The organism is Paenimyroides tangerinum (assembly GCF_003865405.1).
Taxonomy (GTDB): Bacteria; Bacteroidota; Bacteroidia; order Flavobacteriales; family Flavobacteriaceae; genus Flavobacterium; species Flavobacterium tangerinum.
In genome coordinates, this window is sequence record NZ_RQVQ01000014.1 from 62,635 (window position 1) to 89,575 (window position 26,941).

Sequence of the window (26,941 nt, forward strand, 5' to 3'; positions counted from 1 at the left end):
AAGGTTGGTTTTTTTACACACACACTTGAATAAAAAAAATTATTCAGTAATTTTATATATTGTTTCTCCGAAGTGTTCTTTACCATACAAATCGGTTGCTTTAATTTTAATTTTATATTCACCTACAGGTAAATCAGTTGGGATTTTTGCTGACCACAAATGTGTCGATTTCATTGACTTCGATGGACGACGTCCTTCCATTGCTTTTTCTGAAACATCCCATTTATAGAAAGTACTCTCATACGCAGGATCGTCATCGTTAGTATACTTCATTTTTTTCCATTCTCGATTGTCTACACTAAACATAACCTCATCAGTTGGCATCCCCATAAATACATTTGCAAAAACTTCGTGTCTACTTTTCTTTGCTTTTTTTACGGCTTTTGGTGCAAATACATTAATTTGATAATCAGCTGGTTTTCCTGCTACTTTATAATCTACTGTATATTGATTTCCATCAAAATGAATAAACGCATAACCTTTTGGAGTTCCATCACGCATTGTTGAAACAGGTACACCTTGTGCATTTTTAACGCCAGAATACCAATCTCCAGAAGTTGTTCCTACATTGTATTCGTGATGTGGCTTCGTACGATTAAAACCTTTATCTTTTCCGTAAAATAGTTGTTGCTGAATATGAGTATGTGCAGAAAGTGATAATGTATTAGGATATTCTGCTAATAAATCGAACAATCTATCTCTATCTTCTACTCTAAACCATTCACCGTTATTATCCGCCAAAGGAATATGATGAGACAAAACAATCAAATGATCTTTAGGAACGTGTTTTAAATCATTTTCGATAAACTTCAATTGATCTTCTCTAAATCCACCCCAATAGCTTTTCCCATCACGCGGATCTGGATACAAAATATTATCTAAAACAATAAAGTGAACTTTTCCATAATTATATGAATAATTTGCAGGCCCAAAATTCTGCTCAAAAGATTCATCTGAATGCTCATCGATTTTTGCATCATAATTCATATCGTGATTTCCGATTACATTGTACCAAGGCAAGCCAATTTCCTTAATCGCGTTTTTATAAGGTAAATGAAGATCTAAATCATCACCTACTAAATCTCCTAAACTGATTCCAAATACCGCTTTATTACTATCAATTTCATTAACAATACCATCCTTAAAGTACTGAATTTCTTCAAGATTATAAGCTTGCGGATCACCAAAAGTATACGCAGTAAACTGCTCTGATTCTTGAAAAGGAACTAAAGCAAAGTTGATTTCTTTCGGCAACTTACCTGTTGGTTTAATTCCCTTATATTTTGATTCTGGTGAACCTGTTGGACGGTAGTTATAATAAAATTGAGGCAAGTTGTACTCATCTAACAAAAATTGATACGAATTCGGTTTAATTACAAATAAAGTTTGACCGTCAGTTAAAGAAATTTCATATTTACCTTTTGCATCAGTTGCAACAACATCAACACCATTACTTACTAATACATTAGAAATACCTTTTTCTTTAGATTCCTTTTTTCCGTTTTTATTAGTATCGTTATAAACATAACCTTTTGCTTTTTCTTGAGCACATAATACAGAAAAAGACATTAGTAAAGTTGCTAAAACAATTTTCTTAATATTCATTTTTATTAGATTTTTAGTTTCAGCAAAACTGATAAAAAATATCGTTTTTGTAAAAAAAGTCAGATTATTAAAACTTTAATAAAACTCAAGAAAACCGTGGATTCACTAATATTCAGATAACCTTTTATTGCATTTTTGATAATCGAATTTATACGTAATAAACAATTTAGTTGAATGAAATTTGTCACAAATAAAAACAATCAACTAACAATGAAAAAAAATTACTGCGACTTAAAAACGCTGATTCGAATTTTTTCTTTAGCGTCACTCGTATTTTGTAGTTCAACAATTACTTATGCAAATGAAACAAAATATCACTTTGCATCAAACATTGATTCAGAAGAAACAATAATCAAAGGAATTGTATTAGATGAAAACGGTCAACCCTTAGAAGGAGCAACTGTTCATATCAAAGGTACAAACATAGGAACAGAAACTGATGCTCTAGGTACTTTCATTTTAGAAAGTTTAGAAAAAGATGTTACTCTTGTTGTAAACTATCTAGGCTATGTAGAATATGAAATGTTTTACACTGGACAAAAAGATATTAACATAACAATGATTCCTGATTTAAATGACCAAATGGAAGAAATGGTTATTACAGCATTAGGTATCAAACGTGAAGAAAAACAATTAGGTTATGCACAACAAAAATTAGGGGCAAAAGACTTCACTGATTCACGTTCAAACAACTGGGTTGATAATATGAAAGGAAAGGTTGCTGGTATGTCGTTTACTTCTGCCAATTCTGGACCAATGAGTTCTACACAAGTTGTTTTACGTGGAAACCGTTCTATTGATGCAAATGCTAACGGTGCATTAATCGTAGTTGATGGAATTCCAATCAACTCAGGGATGGTTTCTTCGGGATCAAACGATGGATATTTAGCTGCAGATTCACCTGTAGATTTTGGTAATGGAATGTCTGACATCAATCCAGAAGACATCGAATCGGTGACTGTCTTGAAAGGTGCTGGTGCAACAGCTCTTTATGGTTCACGTGCAGCAAATGGAGCGATTATGATTACAACTAAATCGGGTAAAAAAAGTACTGGGTTAGGAATCACTTATAATAACAATACTTCTTTTGACGTAATTCAACGTTGGCCAGATTATCAAACGCAATACGGTTCTGGAACAGGAAAAGCTTTCAATGCCGATGGTGACTTATATTACTCATTTGGAACTAGTGCTGACGGACCAGGAACGCAAAGTAACCACGGTTGGGGACCAAGATTTGATGGTCAATATTACTTTCAATACGACCCCGTGACTCAGGGACAAGGAGCTGAACGTACACTTTGGCAAAATTATGAAAATTCACGTAAAGGATTTTGGAGAACTGGAAATACGGTTACAAACAGCATATCGCTTGAAGGTGGAAATGAAAAAGGTGGAATGCGTGCTTCTGTTACTCATAGTAAAAACGAGTGGATTATGCCAAACACAGGATTTGACAGAACTGTAATTTCTACAAAAGGTAACTATCAAATTTCTAAAAACATCAAACTTAATACTACAATTAATTTCTCTAATAGAGGAAGTGATAATCTACCACAAACGGGATATAACAATCACTCAATCGCGTATTTTATGATTCTTACGAACGCAAATACAAATTTAGATTGGTATAAATATGCGTTATGGAAAGACGGTAGTAAAACAGAACAAATAAGCCCATTTAGTTCTTATTTAGAAAATCCATACTTAATAGCAAACGAAATTATCAATAGTATGAACAATAATACCTTAACAGGAAATTTAAGTTTAGATATTGATTTTACTAAAAACTTAAAGTTAATGGTACGTTCAGGAATCAATACTTCACAAGAAACTCGTGAACAAAAACGTCCGTACGATTTAAACAAATTCGCACAAGGTTATTACTCAAAAAGTATGATTCAACAAGAAGAAGTTAACACCGATTTCTTACTTACATATAAAGGAAATGAATCAGACGTTTTCAATTATAGTTTTTCTGTTGGAGGGAATAATATGGTAAATAAATTCCAACAAATGACTTCAAAAGCAAATGGTTTGGTTGTTCCTGGAATCTATAAATTTGCAAACGCACTTAACACAGTAATCACAAACACAAACGATGCTTACCAAACAGTAAACAGTATGTATGCATTAGGATCTTTTTCTTATAAAAACCGTGTGTTCTTAGATTTAACAGCTCGTAACGATTGGTCTTCAACGCTTCCTGCAAAAAACAATTCATATTTCTATCCATCAGCCAATTTGAGCGTTATTTTGAGCGACATTATAAATATGCCTTTATTTATTGACTTTGCAAAAATACGGGGATCTTGGGCTCAGGTAGGTAATGATTCAAATCCATATTTAGTTAATAAATATTACAATAATAGTGATTTTGCTGCATCAGCAGTAGTTGATACAAACTTATTTAATGCAGATTTAAAACCAGAATTAACAACATCTTACGAAATTGGTGCGGATATGCGTTTTTTACATGATCGCATTGGATTTGATGTTTCGTATTACAACACAGTTTCAGAAAATCAGATTATTCGTGTTCCGATAGATTATGCAACAGGATACACAAGTCAATACATTAATGCTGGAAAAGTTTTAAATCGTGGAATCGAAGTTTTATTACATGCAACTCCAATAAAAACACCAGATTTTGAGTGGAAAACTTCATTTACATATTCTAAAAATCACAACGAAATTTTAGAATTAGCCGCAGGTATTGAAGGTGGAGAAGAACAGACATTAGCTTCATCTGGAACAGTAAGTATTATTGGAAAAGTTGGAGGTTCAACTGGAGATATGTACGGATATGGTTTCGTGAGAAATGACGAAGGTAAAATTATTTACAACGAAACAACTGGACTACCAGTTAGACCAAACGAAGTTCAAAAAATCGGTAATGCTTATGCTGACTGGAAAGGTGGTTGGACTAACAACTTCAAATACAAAAACTTTTCATTAGGAGTTACTTTAGATGGTTCGTTTGGTGGAACTTTATATTCGCAATCTTATCATAAAATGATGGAACATGGTAAACTTAACGGAACATTACCGGGACGTGAAGATGGTTACATTATTGGAGATGGGGTTATTCAAAATGCTGATGGAAGTTTTAGTCCAAACACAACTAAAGTCGATGTTCCTGGTTATTATGCAGATTATTATCGTCGTGCAAACGTAGAATCTAACAGTTTTGATGCTACTTATGTTAAACTTAGAGAAATCAGTTTTACATATACATTTCCAAAATCTTTCTTAGAAAAAACAAAACTTAAACATTTATCATTAAGTATATACGGAAGAAACTTATATACATGGTCAGACTTCCCAATCTATGATCCTGAGACAGCAGCTCTTAATGGTGCAAATATGGTTCCAGGTGTGGAAATGGGACAAATGCCATCTCCTGCAACTTATGGTTTCAATTTAAAAGTTAGTTTATAAAAAATTAAAAGATGAAAAAATTAAAACATTCTATATTAGCTATCGTAATTGCTTCTTTAACTTTAAGCAGTTGTACAGATAATTTTGAAGAAATAAATACAGATCCAAATCGTTTAGATGCTATCAGTCCGAGCACCTTATTAAATCCAATTTTATACGGAGTTACAAATCACAATTCATATTCGGCTTATTTTTACAGAAATGCATTCTTAATGCAAACTATTGTACCATTTCCATCCGATGTAGAAGAAAGATACGATCGTTATTTCGTAACTGAAAACATAGGAACAACGATGTGGAATAACCATTACCGTTGGTTAAAAAATATTGAAGAAATGTTAGTTACTTCTGAAGCAGCTGGCGATCAAAATTACAAAGCTGTTGCTTTAACATTAAAAGCTTGGTGCTATGCAAACTTGGTAGATTGTTTTGGAGACATTCCATTTTCTGAAGCATCTCAAGGTGAATCAGGAATTTCGAATCCTAAATTTGATGATCAACGTGAAATTTATAATGCTATTTTCAACTACTTAGAAGAAGCAAATTCGATTTACGATACATCTAAAACAAGTAATTATACTGCGGATTTATTATACGCAAACGATTTTAGTAAATGGAAGAAACTTACCAATTCTATTCATTTGAGATTATTACTTCAAGTTTCAGATGCGCAACCTGTAATTTCTTTCCAAAAAATCAACACGTTGTTAAATGATCCTGCAACTTATCCGATTTTTGAAAGCAACACAGATAATGCTATTTTAATTAATACTGGAATTACTCCAAACATTACACCTTGGCCACGTATTCAAGATTTTAGAGGTGGTGCAAGAAAACTTTCTACTTTCTTTATCGATAATTTAGTTGCAATGGAAGATCCACGTTTACCAATTTGGGCTACAAAGGCAAAAAAGAATAATGAAGAAATTGGTTACAAAGGTGTTCCTAGTGGATTCTTCGGAAACGAAGCTTTAATTGATTATGCTCCATCTGAACCAAATGATGAGCAAGCAAAAACTCCTATGAAAAACTTTATCATGACGTATGCTGAAATTGAATTTATTAAAGCTGAATTAATGTTTAAAGGTCAATTAGCAGGAGATGCCAAAACAGCTTATGAAAAAGGAATTACGGCAGCAATACAAACTTGGGGAGTTCAAGTTCCATCAAATTATTTCGAGAATCCTAACAACCAATTCAATAATACGTTAGAGCAAATTATGTTACATAAATATTTTGCATTGCATTTTAATGACAATCAGCAATGGAACAATTTTAGAAGAACAGGTTTCCCAGTAATGCCATTGGTTGATAACATTCACAATAACGGAGTTATGCCTTCTCGTTATCCATATCCTCCAAATATCAAACAGCAAAATAAAAATGAATATCTAAAAGCTGTAGAAAATATGGGCGGAGACGACATGAATATCAAAATCTGGTGGGATATTAATTAATAAATTTCAGAATAAGTCAACTTTTAAGTTGGCTTATTTTTTTACCTTTGAGAAAACAACAATATTATGCATTTCACAGAAAAACAATATTTTAAACAAAAATGGATTTGGTTCATGCTTTTCGGAGTTTTGGCTTTAAGTATTATTCCAATTCTAAATGTCGCTGCAACAAAACCACTTGCGGTCTTAATTTGTATTCTTCCTGTAATATTAATTATGGCACTTTTTTTCTTAATGAATTTAAAAACCGTAATAAATCAGAAAAGTATAAATATTCAGTTTTATCCATTTATTAGAAAACCAAAAGTTTTTTTGTGGGAAGATATCAAAAAAATAGAATTAACGAAATACCAACCAATGGTTGAATATGGCGGATACGGAATTCGCGGACTTGGAGATGATAAAGCTTATAATATTCAAGGTGATATTGGTTTAAAATTGTATTTTAAAGATGGAAAGAAATTAATGCTTGGAACTCAAAAACCTAATGAAATAAACAAAATAGTTCGTGAAATTTGTCAAATGCAAAAAATACCATTTCACAATTCGTTAACGGAATAATTCGTAATTTTAAGCTGTCAAATAAAACCGACAGCTTTTTTTATTTATATGGAAAACATTTTATTACAAAAATTCGATACCGCACCTTTTTCTCAAATCAAAAATGAAGATTTTGAGCCTGCTTTTGAACAAGCAATTAAAGATGCAAAACAAGAAGTTCAAGACATCATCAACAATCCAGAAGAAGCAACTTTTGAAAATACATTAGAAGCTATGGCATTTTCTGGGATGCAATTAGACCGTATTTCAAACATCTTCTTCAACTTAAATTCGGCAGAAACTAATGAAGAATTGCAAAAAATTGCACAAGTCGTTGCTCCTAAGTTATCTGAATTTGGAAACGACATCACATTAAATCCAGATTTATTCAAACGCGTAAAAGCCGTTTACGATAAAAAAAATGCTTTAAACTTAACAGCAGAGCAATTGATGTTGTTAGAAAAATCATACAAAGGTTTTGTAAGAAACGGAGCGCTTTTATCAGATACAGAAAAAGAGCAATTACGCGCAATTGATACCGAATTAGCTTTATTATCATTAAAATTTGGCGAAAATGTTTTAGCAGAAACCAATGCTTACCAATTACATATCACAGATGAAAATGATTTAGATGGTTTGCCAGAAGATACCAAAATCATGGCAAAACAATTAGCTGAATCTGAAAAAAAAGAAGGTTGGATTTTTACATTAGATTTTCCAAGTTATCTGCCGTTTGTAACCTATGCTAAAAATCGAGAATTACGTAAAGAAATGGCAGTTGTGGCAGGTAAAAAAGCGTTTCAAGATAACGAATATAACAATGAAGCTAACGTTTTACGCATCGTAAATTTACGTCAGCAACGTGCAAATTTATTAGGTTATACAACTCATGCCGATTTTGTTTTGGAAGAACGTATGGCACAAAATCCAACAAAAGTTTTAGATTTCTTAAACGATTTATTAGTTAAGGCAAAACCAGCTGCAACTAAAGAATTTGATGAGCTAACTGCTTTTGCTAAAAACTTAGATAACATTGAGCAGTTAGAAAAATGGGATGGTGCTTATTATTCTGAAAAATTGAAACAAGAAAAATTCAATTTAGATGATGAAATTTTAAAGCCATATTTCAAATTAGAAAATGTTTTAAACGGTGCTTTTGAAGTAGCAAATAAACTTTTTGGAATTCGTTTTGAAAAAGTTTTAAACATTGATGTTTATCACGAAGATGTGGAAACCTATGAAGTAAAAGACGAAAACAATCACTTAGTTGCGTTATTCTATGCCGATTTCTTTCCACGTAAAGGAAAGAGAAACGGCGCTTGGATGACTTCGTTTAAATCGCAATTCATCAAAGACGGAATCAACGAGCGTCCACATGTTTCTATCGTTTGTAATTTCACAAAACCAACGCCAACAAAACCATCGTTATTAACTTTTAACGAAGTTACTACGTTGTTCCACGAATTTGGTCATGCGTTACACGGAATGCTTGCAAATACGATTTATCCAAGCTTATCTGGAACTTCTGTTTATTGGGATTTCGTTGAATTACCATCTCAAGTAATGGAAAACTGGTGTTACGAAAAAGAAGCTTTAGAATTGTTTGCAAAACATTACGAAACCGGAGAAACCATTCCGATGGAATTGATTGAAAAAATCAAGGAAAGTGCAAGTTTCTTAGAAGGAATGGCAACCGTTCGCCAGTTGAGTTTTGGATTATTAGATATGGGATGGCATTCACAAAACCCTGAAAATATCACGAGCTTAAAAGCGTTTGAAAACGAACAATTCGAAAGTACCAAGTTATATCCAGATGTTGCAGAAAACGCCATGAGTACTGCTTTCTCACATATTTTCGCTGGCGGATATTCATCAGGATATTACAGCTACAAATGGGCAGAAGTTTTAGATGCCGATGCGTTTGATTACTTTAAACAAAATGGTATTTTCAACAAAGAAATCGCAACGAAGTTTAAAGACAATGTACTTTCGCAAGGAGGCACGCAACCACCAATGGAATTATACAAAAAATTTAGAGGACAAGAACCTAAACCTGAAGCACTTTTAAAACGTGCCGGTTTAATTTAATAACAAAACGAGCTACTTTAAAAGTTAGCTCGTTTTCTTTTAACACAATAAAATCAATACTAAATCGTTCATAATTAAACTAATAAAACGAATTATGAAAAAAGCTTTAGAAATTGTTATTAAATTCTCGGATGTATTCATGCTTCCGATCATATTATTTTATTGGATAAACACATCCGAAATTTGGAATCCAGTTGCGATTGGTTTACTTATATTGGCTTTGTTACAGATTGTAATTCGAAACAAAATACTAGGAATTATTCTAGCAACTTTGTTTTCGTTTTCATCGTTGTTTTTGTTTTTTGCACTTATTTCAGAACTAAATGATTTTACAACATTTGATAATGATGCCTTAAAAATGAGTTTATTTATGGGTGTTTATTTATTATTTATTTCTATTTGTAGTGGATTGATGTATTATAAATATTTAAACCAAAAAACGCTTCCAATCTAGGAAGCGTTTTCGTTTAAAAATACAATGCTGATATATTATCTTCAATTCGCATGAATGAATAATTACGGTCATAAAACACCTCCAATTTGGTTTTAATTCCGTCAGAAATTTTAAAACTTTCCCAATTAATTTCGTCTTTATTCGAAGAGTCAAAAGGTTCATAAACCAAATGCAAATTGTATTTATAAAGTAAATTTCTAGTTTCTAAAATCAATTTAAAAAAGTTAAAACACGACTTTACTTCTACTCCATTCATATAAAAAACATCTGAAATGATTTGCAACTCTTCTTCAAAGAAATCCATTTTTTCAGTGTTTAATAAAACTTTAATTTCGTTTAAATAATCTTCTTTTTTCATAAAATATAAAAAAAGAGGAACTTACATTCCTCTTAAAATTTATTCTTCTTTTAATACTTTTTTGGCAACTTTACCAACCGTTAATCCTTGAACTACGATTGAGAATAATACCACAATATATGTTATTTCTAATAGAACATCTTTAATTTCTCCGGCTGAATTTGGTATTGACATAACCAATGCAATGGAAACTCCTCCTCGAATTCCTCCCCAAACCATCGTAATTAATGATCCTTTTGAGTACGTATTTTTTCTTAATATTGTCGATGCAGGTAAAAAAATAGATAAAGTACGTGCCAATAATCCTATAAAAATCACAATAACACCTAAAAATAGTTGATCTTGTAAATCTGGTAAAACCAATAGTTCAAAACCAATAAACAAGAATAAAATAGCATTTAAGATTTCATCTATCAATTCCCAGAATTTACCTAAATAATCACGCGTTGTTTCATTCATTGAATGCTTTTTACCGTAATTCCCGATAATTAAACCAGCAATAACCATTGCTAAAGGTGAAGAGAAATGAAGTTCAGAAGCAATTAAGAAACCTCCCATCACGATTGCTAAAGTAATCAAAACCGTTACTTTATAATCATCAATTTTTTTCATAACATGTGAAGCTGTAATTCCTAACAAAGCTCCTAAAATTATTCCACCACCAGCTTCTAATAAAAACAACCAAGAAACGGAACCAAATGTAGCTTCGAAAGAAGTATCTGTTGCCATTTTTAAAACAACAGCAAACATTACAACCGCAACTCCATCATTAAATAATGATTCACCAGTAATCTTAGTTTCGATACGTTTTGGAACTTTAGCTTCCTTTAAAATACCTAAAACCACAATTGGATCTGTAGGAGAAATTAAAGTACCAAACAATAAACAATATATAAACGGAATTTCAATTCCTAAAATAGGTGCAACATAAAATAACATTCCAGAAATAATAAATGCTGACAAAACAACACTTACAGTTGCATAAGTAAAAATGGGCCACTTATGTTCTTTCAAATCTGAAATATTAACATGGAGGGCTCCTGCGAATAATAAAAAATTCAACATCGCTCCCATCAATATTTCTGTAAAATCAAATTCTTTGATTAGTTGAAAAAATTCACGGGTTGTTTCTGGAAAAAACTGATCTCCAAGTAAACGAATTCCAACAGAAACCAACATGGCAATAATCATGATACCAATGGTTCCAGGAAGTTTTAAAAAGCGTACGTTTAAATACGCGAATAACGAGGCTAGTACGATAAGAACTGAAAACGTGTAATATAATTCCATAAAAATTTATTTGTGCAAAATTACGGTTTTATGACTAAAATTTCGATAGTAATTTCTTAATAATTCCACTTTTTTTTGCATAAGGCGCATATTTTATCTTAAAATCTAACCAGTTTTTTCGATATACAACTGATTTAAAATGAACAAAGGCATCAAAGCCAAATTTCCCGTGATAATTACCTAAACCACTTGAACCAAAACCTCCAAACGGAACTTTATCATTAATGATATGCGATAAAACATCATTAACACAACCACCACCAAATTGGGTTTGCGTCATAAAATTTTTAATTTCAGTTTGATCTGTAGAAAATAAATACATCGCCAGCGGTTTTTCGTTTTCGTGATTATGATTTACAACCTCAGCCAAATTTTTAAAAGTTAAAACAGGTAAAATGGGTCCAAAAATTTCATCTTGCATTATTAAATCTGTAAATGAAATTTCATCTAAAATGGTTGGTTCGATGTAATTAGTATTTGAATCTGATTTTCCACCGAAATACAATTTACCATTATCTAAATATTTTTCTAATCTTAAAAATTGTTTGTTATTGATTACTCTAGGAAAATCGGGATTAGATTCGATTTCATCTCCATAAAAATCAACAATTGTACGTTTCAAAATAATTAAAAAATCATCTTTTATCGATTCATCAATCCATATAAAATCGGGTGCAATACATGTTTGACCAGCGTTCACGAATTTTCCGAAAGTGATTCGTTTTGCAGCAATTTCAAGATTTGCAGATTTTGTAATCACACACGGACTTTTTCCGCCTAATTCCAAAACTGTTGGTGTTAAGGTTTCTGCAGCCTTTTTCTGAATAATTTTTCCTACTGAAGTACTTCCAGTAAAAAAGATTTTATCAAATTTATTTTCTAGAATTTCAGTTGTTTTTTCTACATCACCAAGAATTACAGAAATATATTCGGGTGGAAAATTGTCATTAATCATTTTAGCAATTACAGCTGATGTATTTGAAGAAACTTCTGAAGGTTTCAGAACGACGCAATTTCCTGCAGCGATTGCCGAAATCAGAGGTTGAATAGCTAATAACAACGGATAATTCCAAGGAGAAATTATTAGAACAACTCCATAAGGTTGTTTGTAAATATAATCTTTGGACGGAAAATTTAAGATTGAAGAACTGACTTTTTGTGGTTTACTCCACTTTTTTAAATTAGAAATATGTTTGCGTAGTTCTAACTTAATCATAGCAATTTCAGTGAGAATCGTTTCGAATTCAGATTTTTTAAAATCGGAATGAATGGCTTGAATCAATTCTTCTTGATATGCATTTAAGAGTTTTTTTAATTTAATTAAAGCCGCTTTTCTAAATTCAATAGGAGATGTATTTCCTTCATAAAAAAAAGCTCTTTGCGTTTGGATTATATTTTTTGGACTTGGCATTTTCGGTTTTATTATAAGAAACTAAAAAAGAAGTTCTTAGTTATTTTTCAATAAATTTAGTTATAAAACACAATATTTCTTACAAATTCACTACCTTTATCTAAATAAAAATTGAATTCAATATGAAAAAAATGATTTTAGCTGCAGCTATTATTGCTGTAGGATTTACATCTTGTAACAAAAAGGCAGAAGGTGATGCTGCAACTAACGATACAATCACTAAAACAACAGAAACTCCTCAAACTGATGCTTCAACTCATCCAGAAGGAACAACTCCTAAACCAGACGAACATACTGCTCAAACTTCTTTGGACTGGGCTGGAATTTACGCAGGAACGTTACCTTGTGCAGATTGTGAAGGAATTCAGACTGAAGTTGCATTGAATGATGATGATACTTTCGTTGTTAAACAAACGTATTTAGGTAAAAAAGAAACTATTGAAGACAAAGGTAAAATCATGTGGCATGATGGAACTATCGCTCACTTAAAAGGAAAAACTGTTGATATGAAATTGAAAGTTGGTGAAAACCAATTGATTTTCTTAGATCAAGAAGGTAAAGAAATTACTGGTCCTTTAAAAGACAAATACATTTTCAAGAAAAATTAATAACAAAAAATGAAGCTTTCGGGCTTCATTTTTTTATTTATATTACGCTAATTATTTAAAACGAAATTCTCTACTGAAATTTGATAAGAGTTCCCTCCCAAAATATTCTCCCTATACGAGGTGTCATATTCTATTTTTTCTGGAAAATAAAATTCTTTGTTATAAGTTACAATTATACTAACTGAATATTTATCACTTGAATTTTGTTTTAAAGCACCTTCATACATCATTTCAACAACATCGAAAATTTCATTAATAGTGTAATCTTCACTATTATTTTTATTCAAAACTACCCCATCTTTTACTTGAACATCCCATCTTGATTTTCCATGGTTAGCAGCATTCTCGTAAGTATAAGAATAATTTTTTAGATTCTGTTCTTCCCAAAGCATACGTTGCTTCTTAAATTCGGCTTCGTTGAAATGAACTTTATAACTAGTATCAGCATCGACTGCACATGCAGAAAAAAAACAAGAAATTACAAAAGTTGACAACAGAGTATTTTTTTTCATAATTATTATTTTAATCTTCAAAAATAAATAAATAAATCAAAAAAAACTATATTATTTTGTGTTAGGGATTGAAGCGATATCCTTTTTGTAGCGAAGTAAAAAAAAGATTTAGCGGAAAGCCCGGCGCGAGCGTTGGCGAATAGCCAAAAGTGAGCGCAACACCCTAAAAAAAATCCGCTAACTAAAAGCTAACGGATTTGATTTTTTATTTTTTATAGTTTGCGAAAAACGCTGATAAAGTACGAATTCCTGTTCCTGTTCCTCCATTTCCTTTATAATTTTCTGGAGCTTCTGTGAAAGCTGGTCCAGCAATATCGATATGAACAAATGGCTGTTTTGCGAAATGCTCTAAAAATTTACCAGCTGTAATGGTTCCAGCGAAACGACCACCGATGTTTTTTAAGTCGGCAATTGACGATTTGATTTGCTCTTTATAATCGTCCCATAAAGGCAATTGAATCATACGTTCGTAAACTTGCGTTCCGGCATCTAAGATTTGTTTGTTAACCGATTCGTCAGCATTACTCATTAAACAAGCTGCACGAGAACCCGCTGCAACCAAAGCTGCTCCAGTTAAAGTTGCTGCATTGATAATCAATTCTGGATTGAAACGATCTGCATACGAAATGGCATCGGCTAAAATCATACGTCCTTCTGCATCGGTATTTAAAACCTCAACCGTTGTTCCGTCCATCATCGTAATAACATCACCTGGTGCATAAGCATTTCCTCCTGGGCGATTATCTGTTGCTGGAATCAATCCGATAATATGAATATTTGATTTGTTCAAAGCTGCTGCGTAAACAGCTCCTGCCATCATTGCCGCTCCACCCATATCGGATTTCATCAAATCCATTGATCCAGCAGTTGGCTTTAAAGATAAACCTCCGGTATCGTAAACAACTCCTTTTCCAACTAAAACGATTGGTTTTTCGTTGATTGGTTTTTCTGGTTTATACTCTAAAATAGTAAATGTTGGCGGTTCGATTGAGCCCATGTTTACAGCTAACAATCCGCCCATTTTAAGTTTTTGAATTTCTTCTTTTCCTAAAACTTCAACTGAGAAACCTGCTTCGTCTCCAATTTCTTGAATTTCTTTTGCAAGTTGATTTGCTGATAAATAAGAAGATGGTTCGTTTACCATATCACGCGCCCAAAAAACAGCTTGAATAACATTATTCATTTCTGTAATTGAAGCTTGAGAAATATTTCCTAAAATATAAATGTTTTCTAACTGATATTCACGTTCGTCAGCATCTTTGAAATATTTCAAAAATTGGTAATTTGACAAAGCTAAACCTTCAGCCAAAGCCAAATTATCAGTTCCTACAATAGTAATTGCTGTTACTTTTTTGTCTAATTTTTGACGAATTGCAAATCCAGCAACACGCATTTTTTCTAAATCTTGATTTTCTTTAACTAAGAAATAATTTTTACTTCCTACTTTAATAAAATCTTCTTTTACTTCTGAATTTTTAAAAGATTCAAAAGCTTCTTGAATATATTGTGGAAATTGAGAATCGATACTTGTTTGCTCGTTTACAACGTAAACAACCGCATCTGTGTTTAATGTATTTGTTAATTGCAACATATTATTGTTTTTTATCTGATTTCAAAAGTAATAAATTTCAAATCTAATTCTATAGATTCGGTTGATTTTTAGCTCGATATTTAACTCCTGATTTTATAAATATATCCCATAATATAATTGAGAAAACGATATTCAGGAAAAAATAAATATAGATATAGAAAAATATAGGTCTAAAATATCTTCTTTTATAAAATGGAACAGATGAATTATTTAAATATTCTTCAACCCAATCATAACCAAAATAATGATAAAAAATTAAACATATAATTTCTATAAACAAAAAAAATATCACTAAAAATAGAAGTTTAAAATTGCTAGTTCTAGTATCTATTTGTAGGATTTTTAAATTCCCATAAATTAAATATCCTGAATAAACTACACTCAAAAAACTAAAAGCAATTATATTTTTTTTACTTTCTATTTTTGGTAAATGCTTATTTTCTTCAATATCTGGAACTTCATAATCATTCTGATATATTTGACTTCTTTCAATATTTAGTTCTTTTTTAAATTTTATAATCTCGGCAATTTTTTCATTCTGTTCAATCGAAAATTTATAATTTCTTTCGTTTTCTAAAATGCCTACAGCGATTTCAATTGCTTCAACTGAATAAATACTATTCTTACTTAAATAAGCTAATAATTCTTGATTTGAAAGCTTTCGTATTAAATTTACATTTATACCCATATTAAACTTTCATTTGTCTGAATGTTAAACTAATTCTAGGAGTCAAAATCTTCTTTGTTGTCGCAATTTGATGTAACCAATGCTTTTGAGTTACGCCTTTCATTTCAATTAATGATCCATTAAGCAAATCGAATTCACGTTTTTCTGAAGTTTGTTTGTGTTTGAAAACAAATTTTCGGGTTGCTCCTAAACTCAAACAAGCGATAGAACCATTTTCTAACAAATCGGTTTCTCCATCACTGTGCCAAGCCATTCCTTCTTCTCCGTTGTGATACAAATTCAACAAACAAGAATTATACATTGAATCTGTATATAATTCAATCAATTGTTTTAGAGCCAAAAGTTCTTCAATCCAAGGCGTTGCAATACGTGTAACTCCAGAATAGGTATAAGAAAATTCTCGCGAACCATACCAAGCAACTTTACGTTTGGTTTCTATTTCTTGTCCGTTTACTATAGCTTTATCGTGATACCATTCTATTTTCTGCAATAAATCAGTAAAGAATTTTTCTGATTCTAATGTATCTAATAAGATTCCATAATATAATACTTCACCATCATAAGGAAGTAAATTTTGACTGGTTTCTTGATTTGAAAAAAGTTCCATTGTAATTGTTTTTACAAAAATATGAAGTTTTTAAATTTCTTTTACAAACGACAAGTTTTGTCTTATTCTAAGTTGAAATTTGCATCAAATATTTAAAGTTATGAAAACCTATTATAGACACCAATTAGAAATTTTACAAATGGATATGAAAATTGCAGATTTTTCAATTCAAAAAGCAACTTGGGCAGAAATTAATGATTTATCAACTGTTACGTTTTATCAAGAAAAAATCGATGAATTGGAAATCCAAAAAGAAACCTATTTGAATCAACTATTTTTAACACTTCATAAAACAGAAATCAACGAAGAAAATTGTTCTGAAATAAAACTATGTTATCAACTTTTAGAGAAATATTCTAAATCTGAATATAGCGCGTTATTTACAGCGCATCTAAATCGAACCATCGAAAAACATCAAAAAGAATATGGTAGTTTTTTGATTAAAACCCAAATTAAAAAAGCATACGAAATTGAAAATAAAATTCAAACTCTTGAGAAGAATGCATAAAAAAAGACTTCTTTTCAGAAGTCTTTTTGGTTTTATTAATTTACTAAACTAGACAAAACATTAATTGTTGCGTTTGATAAGTTGGTATTTGCTGAATTTGCAATTGTAATTAAAGCATTGTTAAACTGGCTATACTCATTACCACTCAAAGAAGAAGAAATACTCGACATTGCATTTGACTTGTATTTTTTTAGTTGCGTTTTGTATTCTTGACTTCCAGTATTTAAACCTGCTAAACTATTGTATTGAGCAACATAATTACTCAAAGTAGTTCCAATAACTGAAGCTTGAGAAGGAGTTAAATTCATGGTATTTAACAAATTGCTAATTTCTGCAACCGTATTTGCAACGTTAATCGCATTTACTATAGTGTTTGAACTTGTTGAATTTGAAGTAGAAGTACAACTTGATAAAACAGCAATCATTGATAATGCTAAAACAATCTTTTTCATATTATTGATATTTAATTCTTTATAAAATTACTAAATAATCCACAATTTAAAATCAAATTCCGAAATTTTAACAGCTCAACAATAATGTTGTTTTTAAACTTTTAAAAAATTAAAATTAACAAATACCAAAGAATTGGAATACTTTCTACCCAAAATAATGTGTAATATTTTGATTTTCTATCTGATGCAAAAAAACAAAATAAAAAAGTTATAAAAACTAAAATTAGATTAACAATCCACTGATTAGGATAAAGATTTGATTTAAAAAATTCTAATGCATAAAAAACAACTAAAAGTAAATAAACTAAAAATTTCGTGTTTCTAATTCCTATGGTTTGCGGAACCGTTTTTAAACGTATGTCATCGTATTTTAAATCGTTGATTTCAAAGATTAAAATCAGTATTAAAGTAAGAACAAAACGCTGTAAAAATTTAAATAAAATATCGAATTCAATTGGTGTGTCTGCATTTAAAAGCGGAATCAATAAAGTAACGCCAGCCCAACAAAAAGAAACTATATATATTTTTACACCAGCTAAATTTCGCAAATTCGTTTTACTTATTGGAATTGGAATTAGATATAAAAGACTCAAAAACGCAAAAATAACCGCAGTAATTTGACCAGCTAATTGAAGTTTAAAAAATAAAAAAAAAGATGTAATTGCAGCAAATAAAGTCAAGAGTAAAATAGCTTTCATTGCTATTTTTATTTTTTTATTTCCGATTACAAAAGTTCCATATTTTATTACGTTGTAACTGGTAAGTGTTCCAAAAAAAACGAAGAAAACGACAGTTAAATCCGTAGGTAATTTAGCGAAATAATAAGTCATTAAAACCAACGAACTAGCCGCCAGAGAAACATGTAAACTGGAATTGAGATAAAAATCGAATATTTGTTTTAATAATTTCAAATCATTTATAAATCTCAAAGATAAAATCTATTTTCGGATGAAAATAACAAACAAAAAGAGAACCTCAAAAAATATGAGATTCTCTTTTTGTATTTAAATTGAAATTTTAGTTCAAAATTATAATTTCAACTCTTCTGTTTTTTTGTCTTCCTTCGACAGTTTTATTATCTGCAATAGGATTGGTTTGACCATAACCTTTTGTTTTCATTCTCGAAGCATCAACTCCTTGTTTTTCAAGATATTCTTTTACAGAATTTGCTCTTTTTTCAGACAAAGTATTGTTGTATTGAACAGTTCCTGTACTATCAGTGTAACCATCGATTCTAATATTCTTTTTCTTTTTCTTATTAAGCAACTTAGCCAGATTATCTAAATCTTCTTTCTCCTTATCTGTTAAAGTATAAGAATCAGTAGCGAAAAGCAAATCAGCAGAAAAAGTTAACTTAACACCTTCGTCAGTTTTAACAGCATCGGCAAAAACTTCAGCTTCTACGACTTCAACAACTTCAATAGTTTCGGTTTCTTGAACTGGTTTGTTTTTCTTTGATTTACAAGATGTAAAACAAATTGTTCCAGCAAGAATTGAGAATAGTAATATTTTTTTCATAAACAATATTTTATTTAACATACAAATCTAAACAAAATATAATTAATTAACAAAAATTAAGAATTACAGGAAAACACGATTATGATTAAAACACTCCTATATAATGATTACCTGCGCGATTAATCAATTTTGCACCTTTAGTAACCGCTCCTGTTTTTCTATTAAAACTATAGATATTTCCATCTTTTCCAACTGGTGTTACAGCTACGATTACATCATCTCCATCAACAACAAATCCTTGATATTGACCAAAATCCAATCCTGGCTCGTAAGGTAATACAACTTGAGTTGCTGTTCTAGCATTTAAATCTAAACGAGCAATGAACCCTTGATTTTCTGCTCCAGCGTGAGAATACATTACATAAGCAATTCCATCTCCAGCATATCTCCAAGAATCAACATAAGAACCAGTTACTCCTAAAGCTGAATCTAAGCTAAACACATACGAGTTATCATATTGATTATTTTGTCCGATTTTTAAAATATGCGAACCTCCAGAATCTCTTTGAGTTGCTTGATAAATATTTCCGTCTTGACCTAAATAACTATTGAAACTACGGTAACCAGTTGTATCTCCAAATCCTACAGTTGAAGTTATCACTTGAGGATTTGTCAAAGCTGGATAATCAACTACTAAAGTTTTTGAACCTAATCTTGTAAAGTTAGAATCAACCTGCCCAGTTGCAGGATTTGTTTTACGCATCCATAAACCAATTAATAATTTATTTCCTGCTTTATTTAGAACTGGCGCATCTAAACGGAAAATATGATGACCTAAAGCTTCTTCAGCAGTAGTTAATGGAATTTCGAATTGTTTGTATGAAGAAATTAATACATTTTGTAAATCCAAAGCTAGAACAGTAGCTACTCCTCTTGTATTAATATACACACCATCTTCTGTTGTGTTTACAACTGGTGCGGTAACATTCACAGCAATTCCTGTTTTATCTCCATCAAATAATTTTGCCCAACGCGGAGAAGTTCCTGCATATTGAGAAATATTAACCGAAACATCTTGTTGAGGAAAACTTGCACCACCTTTCACAGCATATTTAGAAAATGTTCCTCCATTATCACCTGTGTAAGCAATATTAAATAATGTATTTCCATCTTCTGAAGATTGTAAACGAGCTGTTCTGTTAGAAAGAACAGGTTCTCCATTTCCATAAACATCAATTGAAAATTCAGGATTCAATGCTTCTGATTTTTTAACTGCAAAAACTTTAGTACCACCATTACCATCACCATCTGTTTCTTGCATCATAGCACCGGCAACTGTTATATAGCGCTCTGCTGTTGGTTCTTGATTTCCACCACCATTATCAGTAGTTGAATCGTCTGATGAACAACTTGAAAATATCATAGCTGTAATAATAGCACTAAAAGCAAATGGCTTTAAAAATTTGTTTTTCATATTAAATAATATTAATTAGAATTTATTAAAAGTGTAATTTATTTTCATATAGAAAGCACGTCCAGGTTTTTGAACTGCGAAATTGTCATAAGCTTCATTATTCAATATATTTTTAGCATCAAAACTTAAAACAAATTGTTTATTAGGAAATACATAGCTTAATCCGACATCATGAATATTTTGATCTAACGTACGATATTGCTCAACTTCTAACCAATTGACATAAAAAGATTCCACATAACCATAATTATAATATAAGTTCAAAATAGAATTCTTTTGAACTAAATCCTTCAACATATATTGAACACTTGCATTTATCGTAAAAAATGGTTCGTTGGGCACTTGTTGATTGTAATAATCATATTGTTTTCCTTCAGGATTAAACTGTCTATTAAACAACGTATTGAACTTAGTAGCATTGATCAAAAAGTTAAGTTTTTCTTTATATATATAGGTAAATTCCGCTTCGTAACCAATGGTTTTGGTTTTCTGAAGATTTTCAAACGGTGTAACTTGCTCTGCATCATTTAAACGCGAATTGATCCTTTTACTAATTTTATCTTTTGTATCTCTAAAAAAACCAGACGCTCCAAAAGAAAATGAATGATTTGTATTTTTATAAGGACCAATTTTAAAACCTAAATTGAAATTGTTACTCACTTCTGCTTTTAAGCCAAAATTCTCAACAATATTCTCACCTACTTCACCGAACGTTTCAGATTCAGATGGCATACGAATCGCTTTTTCCGCAGAAGCCATAACGATAATTGCAGGTCTAATTAAATATGAAAACGCTCCACCATAACCCACATAATTAAATTGGTTTTTAGATTCTTCAATAACTCTTACAGACTGACCATCTTCAGTTTTAAGAACTGGTTTAAACTTTTCTATTTTTTGATTATAAATCTTAGTGAAAAAATTCGTTTTGAATTTCGAATCAAAAAATTTAGCTTCGTAGGCAAATGAGCTGATACTTTTAGTCATTTTACGTGTATCAATAAAGTTTCTTTCTAATATTGATTTCATTTCATCATTATCCTTACGATCAAAAGAATTATATAATTGATTAAAAGCAATCACCTGATTTGGCAAAAACTCATAAGCCAAATTGGCGCGCAAAGAATAAATCTTCCTTTTAGAATGTAAAATAGTAGGAGCACCTTGCTGAGCACCTTGTTGTGTCAATATAGGTTCACCATTTAAACCTAAACTTTGCTCACCAAGCCAATTATAAACCCACTTAACAGTATCATTTACAACTTCAGCTCTGTTGCTATGAGTTGCGGTAAATCCAAATTTCAATCCGTCAACTAAAAAATCTTCTTTTTTATAATTTAGACTAATCACTTGAGATTCTGATTCAACAAAGCGACCTTTATATGGATTTCTCATATACGTTCCGTGTTGAATTTCGTTATAAACATCAGATGCATTAAATCCTACAAAAAAATGATCTGCCCAAGAAACATCAGTAAAACCAGCTTCAACTTGTCCACCAATTGAACGGTAAGAATCATTAAAACGTTTAGCTCTTACATTTTCTTCACGTCCATTTGGCATTGTCACTTTTACAGCATTTCCCCAAACTTCATAATCGTTATCTGTATTATTTAAAAATCCAGAAGCTTTAACTGTAAATCCTGAATCTCTTCGCATAATTCCATTGAAATTGGCTTGCGTTGTATTAAAAGAACCATAAGAAAGCGACGCATTTAGGCTATTTCTTAATCCATTTTTAAGAACCACATTAATTGCTCCGCCTAGTGCATCCTCGGAAAGGTAAATTGGAACAACTCCTTTATAAACTTCAATACGTTCAATTAACGCTGGTGGAATACTATTTAAACTAAAAGATGGGCCGTATGTTGAAATAGGAATTCCATCCACAAAAATTTTAATTGCATTTCCAGAAAGACCATTCAAATTATAATTAACAGAAGATCCCAAACCACCATTCTGACGAACACGAACTCCAACCGAGCGGTCTAAAAGTTCATTTGTTTGTATGTTTCTTAAAGCAGCATCTTTTGTTTCAATGACATTAACAGCAAATCCACTTTTTTCAATTTCTGATTTAGCTGAAACAAAATTGATTACCATATCTTCTAAAGATTCTTCTGTGTTATAAGAGAACAGCACTAAATCTTGGCTTAAATCTGAATTAGCGATTTCAATATTTATAAATTCTTTATATCCATAAATAGAAACAATCAATTGATACGAACCATTTGAGATATTACTGAAATGATATTTTCCTTCAGTATTTGATAAAGTTGTTTCAGAAACAGTTGAATTTACCAATTTAACTTCAGCATTATTTAGACTATTACCTGAGCCATCAAAGACAGTTCCAGACAATTTATACTGAGCATTTGCAACTTGTGCAACAATTAATACAAGTGTTATTAAAAAAAATCTTTTGAAATACATTATCTTTTTTTTGACAAAGTTATTCTTATTTAGACAAAGTCCAAATAAAAACAATAAAAAAATTAACAAAATTTTACATTACAATATTCAAAATGATTTAAACAATAAAATGATAAATAATTAGAAATATCCAAATAAAAAGTTTTAATTTTGCGAATTACACAACTAAAATATTTTTATTGTAGATGAAAACAAATGCATTTGCTTTAAGACACATCGGACCAAGACCTACCGATTTGCAACATATGTTTAACACTGTAGGAGTTAAAGATATTGATCAGTTATTATTTGAGACTTTCCCAGATAAAATCCGTTTACAAAAAGATTTAGAATTAGATCCAGCGATGACAGAATATGAATATATGTCTCATATTACTGAATTAGGTTCTAAAAATAAAGTTTACCGTTCGATGATTGGTTTAGGTTATCACGAAGCAATTGTTCCGGCAGTTATTCAACGTAACATTTTCGAAAACCCAGGATGGTACACAGCTTACACACCTTATCAAGCAGAAATTGCTCAAGGTCGTTTAGAAGCTTTATTAAATTTCCAAACTACTGTTATTGAGTTATCAGGAATGGAAATTGCAAATGCATCTCTTTTAGATGAAAGTACAGCTGCTGCTGAAGCAATGGCACTTTTGTTTGATGTCAGAACAAGAGATCAAAAGAAAAATAACGCAAATAAATTCTTCGTTTCTGAAGAAGTTTTACCGCAAACATTATCTGTATTACAAACACGTTCTACTCCAATCGGAATTGAATTAGTTGTAGGTAATCACGAAACATTTGATTTCTCTGAAGATTTCTTCGGCGTGATGTTACAATACCCAGGTAAATTCGGTCAAATTCATGACTACGGAGATTTCATCAACACAGCAAAAACAAAAGATATTAAAGTTGCAGTTGCAGCAGATATTTTATCGTTAGTTCGTTTAAAATCTCCAGGAGAAATGGGTGCTGATGTTGTTGTTGGAACAACACAACGTTTTGGTATTCCATTAGGATTTGGTGGACCACACGCTGGTTTCTTCGCTACTAAAGAAGAATACAAACGTTCAATGCCAGGCCGTATTATTGGAGTTTCTCAAGATGCAAACGGAAACCGTGCGTTACGTATGGCTTTACAAACTCGTGAGCAACACATCAAACGTGAAAAAGCTACTTCTAACATTTGTACTGCTCAAGTTTTATTAGCTGTAATGGCTGGTATGTACGCTGTTTATCACGGACCAAATGGTTTACGTTTTATAGCAAACAACGTTCACGCAACAGCAGTTACAATCGAAACTGAATTAGCTCAATTAGGCTTCGAACAAGTTAACGATGCGTATTTCGATACAATTTTAGTTAAAGCTGACGCTGCTAAAATCAAAGAAGTTGCAGAGAAAAACAACTACAATTTCTTCTATGCTGATGCAAACCACGTTTCTATTTCAGTTAACGAAACAACATCATTAAAAGACATCAACAACATTGTTGCAATTTTTGCAGAAGTTGCTGGAAAATCTTTTGAAACAGTTACTGAATTATCAGGTTTAGCATTAGTACCAGTTAGTTTAGAAAGAACTTCTGCTTTCTTAGAGCACGAAGTATTTAACACGCACCAATCAGAATCTCAATTGATGCGTTATATCAAAAAATTAGAGCGTAAAGATTTAGCTTTAAATCATTCTATGATTTCTTTAGGTTCTTGTACAATGAAATTAAATGCTGCTGCTGAAATGTTACCATTAAGTTTACCTAACTGGAACAACATGCACCCATTTGCTCCAGCTTCTCAAGCAGAAGGTTACTTAACTATGTTACATAAATTGGAAGAACAATTAAATGTAATTACTGGTTTTGCAGGAACAACTTTACAACCAAACTCTGGTGCTCAAGGTGAATATGCTGGTTTAATGGTTATCCGTGCTTACCACGAATCTCGTGGAGAAGGACACCGTAATATCGCATTAATTCCATCTTCTGCTCACGGAACAAACCCTGCTTCTGCAGCAATGGCTGGTATGAAAGTAGTAGTTACAAAAACTACAGAAGAAGGTAATATCGATGTTGAAGATTTAAGAGCTAAAGCTGAACAATACAAAGACAGCTTATCTTGTGTAATGATTACTTACCCATCTACACATGGAGTTTACGAATCATCGATTATTGAAATCACAAGTTTTATTCACGAAAACGGTGGTCAAGTTTATATGGATGGTGCAAATATGAATGCTCAAGTTGGATTAACAAACCCAGCTACAATTGGAGCAGACGTTTGTCACTTAAACTTACATAAAACATTTGCTATTCCTCACGGTGGTGGTGGACCAGGTGTTGGACCAATTTGTGTTGCACAACATTTAGTTGAATTCTTACCAACAAACCCAATCGTAAAAGTTGGTGGAGATAACGCAATCACTGCTATTTCTGCCGCTCCATACGGATCTGCTTTAGTTTGCTTAATTTCTTACGGTTATATTTCAATGTTAGGAGCTGAAGGTTTAAGAAAATCTACAGAAACTGCTATCTTAAATGCAAACTATATGAAAGCGCGTTTACAAGAAGGATACGAAGTATTATATTCTGGAGAACGCGGACGTGCAGCTCACGAAATGATTATTGATTGTCGTATGTTCAAATCGCAAGGAATTGAAGTTACAGATATCGCTAAACGTTTAATGGATTACGGATTCCACGCACCAACGGTTTCTTTCCCAGTTGCTGGAACTTTAATGATTGAGCCAACTGAATCTGAAGATTTAGCTGAATTAGACCGTTTCTGTGATGCAATGCTTTCTATTCGTAAAGAAATTGAAGCTGCAACTGCAGAAGATACAAACAACGTATTAAAAAATGCACCTCATACTTTAGCAATGTTAACTGCTGAAACTTGGGAACAACCTTATTCTCGTCAACAAGCAGCTTATCCGTTAGAATATGTTTCTGAAAACAAATTCTGGCCAACAGTTCGTAGAATTGATGATGCTTATGGGGATAGAAACTTAGTTTGTTCTTGTGCTCCAATCGAAGCTTATATGGAAGCTTAATTGATTCCTTATTATATTACAAAACGCCCAGCTGAAAAGTTGGGCGTTTCTATTAATTTAAAAATTGGACATCTAATTTATTTTGTTCATCTTTTGGAAGCGACATCTTATTCTTTTCAAAATCGATATAAAAGGCGTATTTTTATCTGTAATTTTATCTTGAATTATTATGAAACGCCAATCTTTTTTTAGTATTTCGAAATTACCCTTAAGTTTAAAAACTGGTAAACCGTCAAAATTAAAAACTGAATAACCATCAACAAAAACACTCCGAATATCCTCATACATTTCTTGAGACAATTGTTTAGAGTAAACAAAATCATCTTTTATAATATTCAAAATTTCCGTTTGATTTCTACTACCCTTTTTATAACTTTTTGCTAATTCAAAAGTATCATCATATACAGATATGTCAACATTTGAATAGAAAACGTAAAAAGATTTATAATCTTTTGTATCTACTTTATAGATTCTACTATTAATGAAATTTGGAGCTTTTATAGTCAAAAACACATCGCTTAAATTTTTATAATTAAAAACATCTATAGTATTATTTTCGCTAACTCCGAATAGCCAATCTTCTCTACTTTCTAATTTTAAATATCGTTTAGGAAGCGTTGCTTTTCATTATCAAAAATAACCAACACTGAATATCAGTTAGTTACATTTTAACGGTACAAATAAGATACAAAAAAAAGCACATATTTATTTAAGAGTCAGAATTTTACACTCAAAATAACACAACTATTATCGCTATCCAAAGCAGTATCCATAATAATTTATAACTTACCCTTTAGCTAATTATGATACGTTTAACTATTACTAATTGCAATAAAATCATCGTACAAATATGAACATTTTTGTTTATATAAAATAAAGGTCTTTATAAGTCAATTTGTTTTATTTTACTTTCGTAAATACGAAAATACTC

General features: G+C 31.3%; 22 protein-coding genes. 8 read left to right on the forward strand and 14 right to left on the reverse strand.

Annotation, left to right across the window (positions count from 1 at the left end; genetic code table 11):
* Positions 1-39 precede the first annotated feature (39 nt).
* Entirely contained in the window at positions 40-1,605 is a 1,566-nt protein-coding gene (locus EG240_RS07790) for a calcineurin-like phosphoesterase C-terminal domain-containing protein (protein ID WP_203229297.1), read from the reverse strand.
* A gap of 210 nt (positions 1,606-1,815) precedes the next feature.
* Here EG240_RS07790 and EG240_RS07795 point away from each other — a divergent pair, with 210 nt between their 5' ends.
* The 5 genes from EG240_RS07795 (at position 1,816) to EG240_RS07815 (ending at position 9,585) form a co-directional block, all read left to right on the forward strand.
* Positions 1,816-5,046 carry a SusC/RagA family TonB-linked outer membrane protein gene (locus EG240_RS07795; RefSeq protein ID WP_125018832.1) on the forward strand — a complete coding sequence of 1,077 codons (3,231 nt, stop codon included), beginning with the start codon at positions 1,816-1,818 and terminating at the stop codon, positions 5,044-5,046.
* Between the two features lie 11 nt (positions 5,047-5,057).
* The gene (locus tag EG240_RS07800; RefSeq protein WP_125018833.1) at positions 5,058-6,503 is read left to right on the forward strand and encodes a SusD/RagB family nutrient-binding outer membrane lipoprotein; all 1,446 of its coding nucleotides are present in this window, start codon (positions 5,058-5,060) and stop codon (positions 6,501-6,503) included.
* Positions 6,504-6,569: 66 nt separating this feature from the next.
* On the forward strand, positions 6,570-7,064 hold the full coding sequence (locus EG240_RS07805; protein WP_125018834.1) for a hypothetical protein: 495 nt from the start codon (positions 6,570-6,572) through the stop codon (positions 7,062-7,064).
* Between the two features lie 48 nt (positions 7,065-7,112).
* Positions 7,113-9,131 carry a M3 family metallopeptidase gene (locus tag EG240_RS07810; RefSeq protein ID WP_125018835.1) on the forward strand — a complete coding sequence of 673 codons (2,019 nt, stop codon included), beginning with the start codon at positions 7,113-7,115 and terminating at the stop codon, positions 9,129-9,131.
* Positions 9,132-9,225: 94 nt separating this feature from the next.
* A complete protein-coding gene (locus tag EG240_RS07815; RefSeq protein ID WP_125018836.1) occupies positions 9,226-9,585 on the forward strand; it encodes a hypothetical protein in 360 nt (119 codons plus the stop codon).
* 13 nt (positions 9,586-9,598) lie between these two features.
* Here EG240_RS07815 and EG240_RS07820 read toward each other — a convergent pair whose 3' ends face one another.
* Genes EG240_RS07820 through EG240_RS07830 form a run of 3 tightly spaced genes read right to left on the reverse strand, consistent with a single transcriptional unit; the run spans position 9,599 to position 12,644 of the window.
* Entirely contained in the window at positions 9,599-9,943 is a 345-nt protein-coding gene (locus EG240_RS07820) for a hypothetical protein (protein WP_125018837.1), read from the reverse strand.
* Between the two features lie 39 nt (positions 9,944-9,982).
* Positions 9,983-11,233, reverse strand: a complete 1,251-nt coding sequence (locus EG240_RS07825; RefSeq protein WP_125018838.1) for a cation:proton antiporter — start codon at positions 11,231-11,233, stop codon at positions 9,983-9,985.
* 34 nt (positions 11,234-11,267) lie between these two features.
* Positions 11,268-12,644 (reverse strand): aldehyde dehydrogenase family protein, encoded by a 1,377-nt coding sequence (locus tag EG240_RS07830; protein ID WP_125018839.1) that lies wholly within the window; start codon positions 12,642-12,644, stop codon positions 11,268-11,270.
* A gap of 122 nt (positions 12,645-12,766) precedes the next feature.
* On the opposite strand from EG240_RS07830, the gene EG240_RS07835 reads away from it, so the two are divergent.
* The gene (locus EG240_RS07835; protein ID WP_125018840.1) at positions 12,767-13,252 is read left to right on the forward strand and encodes a copper resistance protein NlpE; all 486 of its coding nucleotides are present in this window, start codon (positions 12,767-12,769) and stop codon (positions 13,250-13,252) included.
* Positions 13,253-13,299: 47 nt separating this feature from the next.
* Here the strand turns inward: EG240_RS07835 and EG240_RS07840 are convergent, their stop codons facing one another.
* From EG240_RS07840 to EG240_RS07855, 4 genes are all read right to left on the reverse strand, one after another.
* Positions 13,300-13,764: a DUF6174 domain-containing protein gene (locus EG240_RS07840; RefSeq protein ID WP_125018841.1), complete on the reverse strand. Its 465-nt coding sequence runs from the start codon at positions 13,762-13,764 to the stop codon at positions 13,300-13,302.
* 205 nt (positions 13,765-13,969) lie between these two features.
* The gene (locus EG240_RS07845) at positions 13,970-15,355 is read right to left on the reverse strand and encodes a leucyl aminopeptidase family protein (protein ID WP_125018842.1); all 1,386 of its coding nucleotides are present in this window, start codon (positions 15,353-15,355) and stop codon (positions 13,970-13,972) included.
* 49 nt (positions 15,356-15,404) lie between these two features.
* Positions 15,405-16,043: a hypothetical protein gene (locus EG240_RS07850; protein ID WP_125018843.1), complete on the reverse strand. Its 639-nt coding sequence runs from the start codon at positions 16,041-16,043 to the stop codon at positions 15,405-15,407.
* A 1-nt stretch (position 16,044) separates the two neighbouring features.
* A complete protein-coding gene (locus EG240_RS07855; RefSeq protein WP_125018844.1) occupies positions 16,045-16,650 on the reverse strand; it encodes an alpha-ketoglutarate-dependent dioxygenase AlkB family protein in 606 nt (201 codons plus the stop codon).
* Positions 16,651-16,750: 100 nt separating this feature from the next.
* Between EG240_RS07855 and EG240_RS07860 the strand changes: the two genes are divergently transcribed.
* Complete coding sequence (locus EG240_RS07860; protein ID WP_125018845.1) at positions 16,751-17,158, forward strand: hypothetical protein; 408 nt, start codon at positions 16,751-16,753, stop codon at positions 17,156-17,158.
* Positions 17,159-17,193: 35 nt separating this feature from the next.
* Here the strand turns inward: EG240_RS07860 and EG240_RS07865 are convergent, their stop codons facing one another.
* From EG240_RS07865 to EG240_RS07885, 5 genes are all read right to left on the reverse strand, one after another.
* Positions 17,194-17,610 carry a lipoprotein gene (locus EG240_RS07865; protein ID WP_125018846.1) on the reverse strand — a complete coding sequence of 139 codons (417 nt, stop codon included), beginning with the start codon at positions 17,608-17,610 and terminating at the stop codon, positions 17,194-17,196.
* Positions 17,611-17,711: 101 nt separating this feature from the next.
* Complete coding sequence (locus tag EG240_RS07870) at positions 17,712-18,539, reverse strand: UbiA prenyltransferase family protein (RefSeq protein WP_235830349.1); 828 nt, start codon at positions 18,537-18,539, stop codon at positions 17,712-17,714.
* Between the two features lie 88 nt (positions 18,540-18,627).
* Entirely contained in the window at positions 18,628-19,128 is a 501-nt protein-coding gene (locus EG240_RS07875; RefSeq protein WP_235830350.1) for an OmpA family protein, read from the reverse strand.
* An 85-nt stretch (positions 19,129-19,213) separates the two neighbouring features.
* Positions 19,214-20,542 carry a hypothetical protein gene (locus EG240_RS07880; RefSeq protein ID WP_125018848.1) on the reverse strand — a complete coding sequence of 443 codons (1,329 nt, stop codon included), beginning with the start codon at positions 20,540-20,542 and terminating at the stop codon, positions 19,214-19,216.
* A 15-nt stretch (positions 20,543-20,557) separates the two neighbouring features.
* On the reverse strand, positions 20,558-22,975 hold the full coding sequence (locus EG240_RS07885; protein WP_158612005.1) for a TonB-dependent receptor: 2,418 nt from the start codon (positions 22,973-22,975) through the stop codon (positions 20,558-20,560).
* Positions 22,976-23,160: 185 nt separating this feature from the next.
* Here EG240_RS07885 and gcvP point away from each other — a divergent pair, with 185 nt between their 5' ends.
* The gene (gene gcvP, locus EG240_RS07890; RefSeq protein ID WP_125018849.1) at positions 23,161-26,010 is read left to right on the forward strand and encodes an aminomethyl-transferring glycine dehydrogenase; all 2,850 of its coding nucleotides are present in this window, start codon (positions 23,161-23,163) and stop codon (positions 26,008-26,010) included.
* 72 nt (positions 26,011-26,082) lie between these two features.
* On the opposite strand, the gene EG240_RS07895 is transcribed toward gcvP, so the two are convergent.
* Complete coding sequence (locus tag EG240_RS07895; RefSeq protein ID WP_125018850.1) at positions 26,083-26,523, reverse strand: hypothetical protein; 441 nt, start codon at positions 26,521-26,523, stop codon at positions 26,083-26,085.
* Between the last annotated feature and the right edge of the window lie 418 nt (positions 26,524-26,941).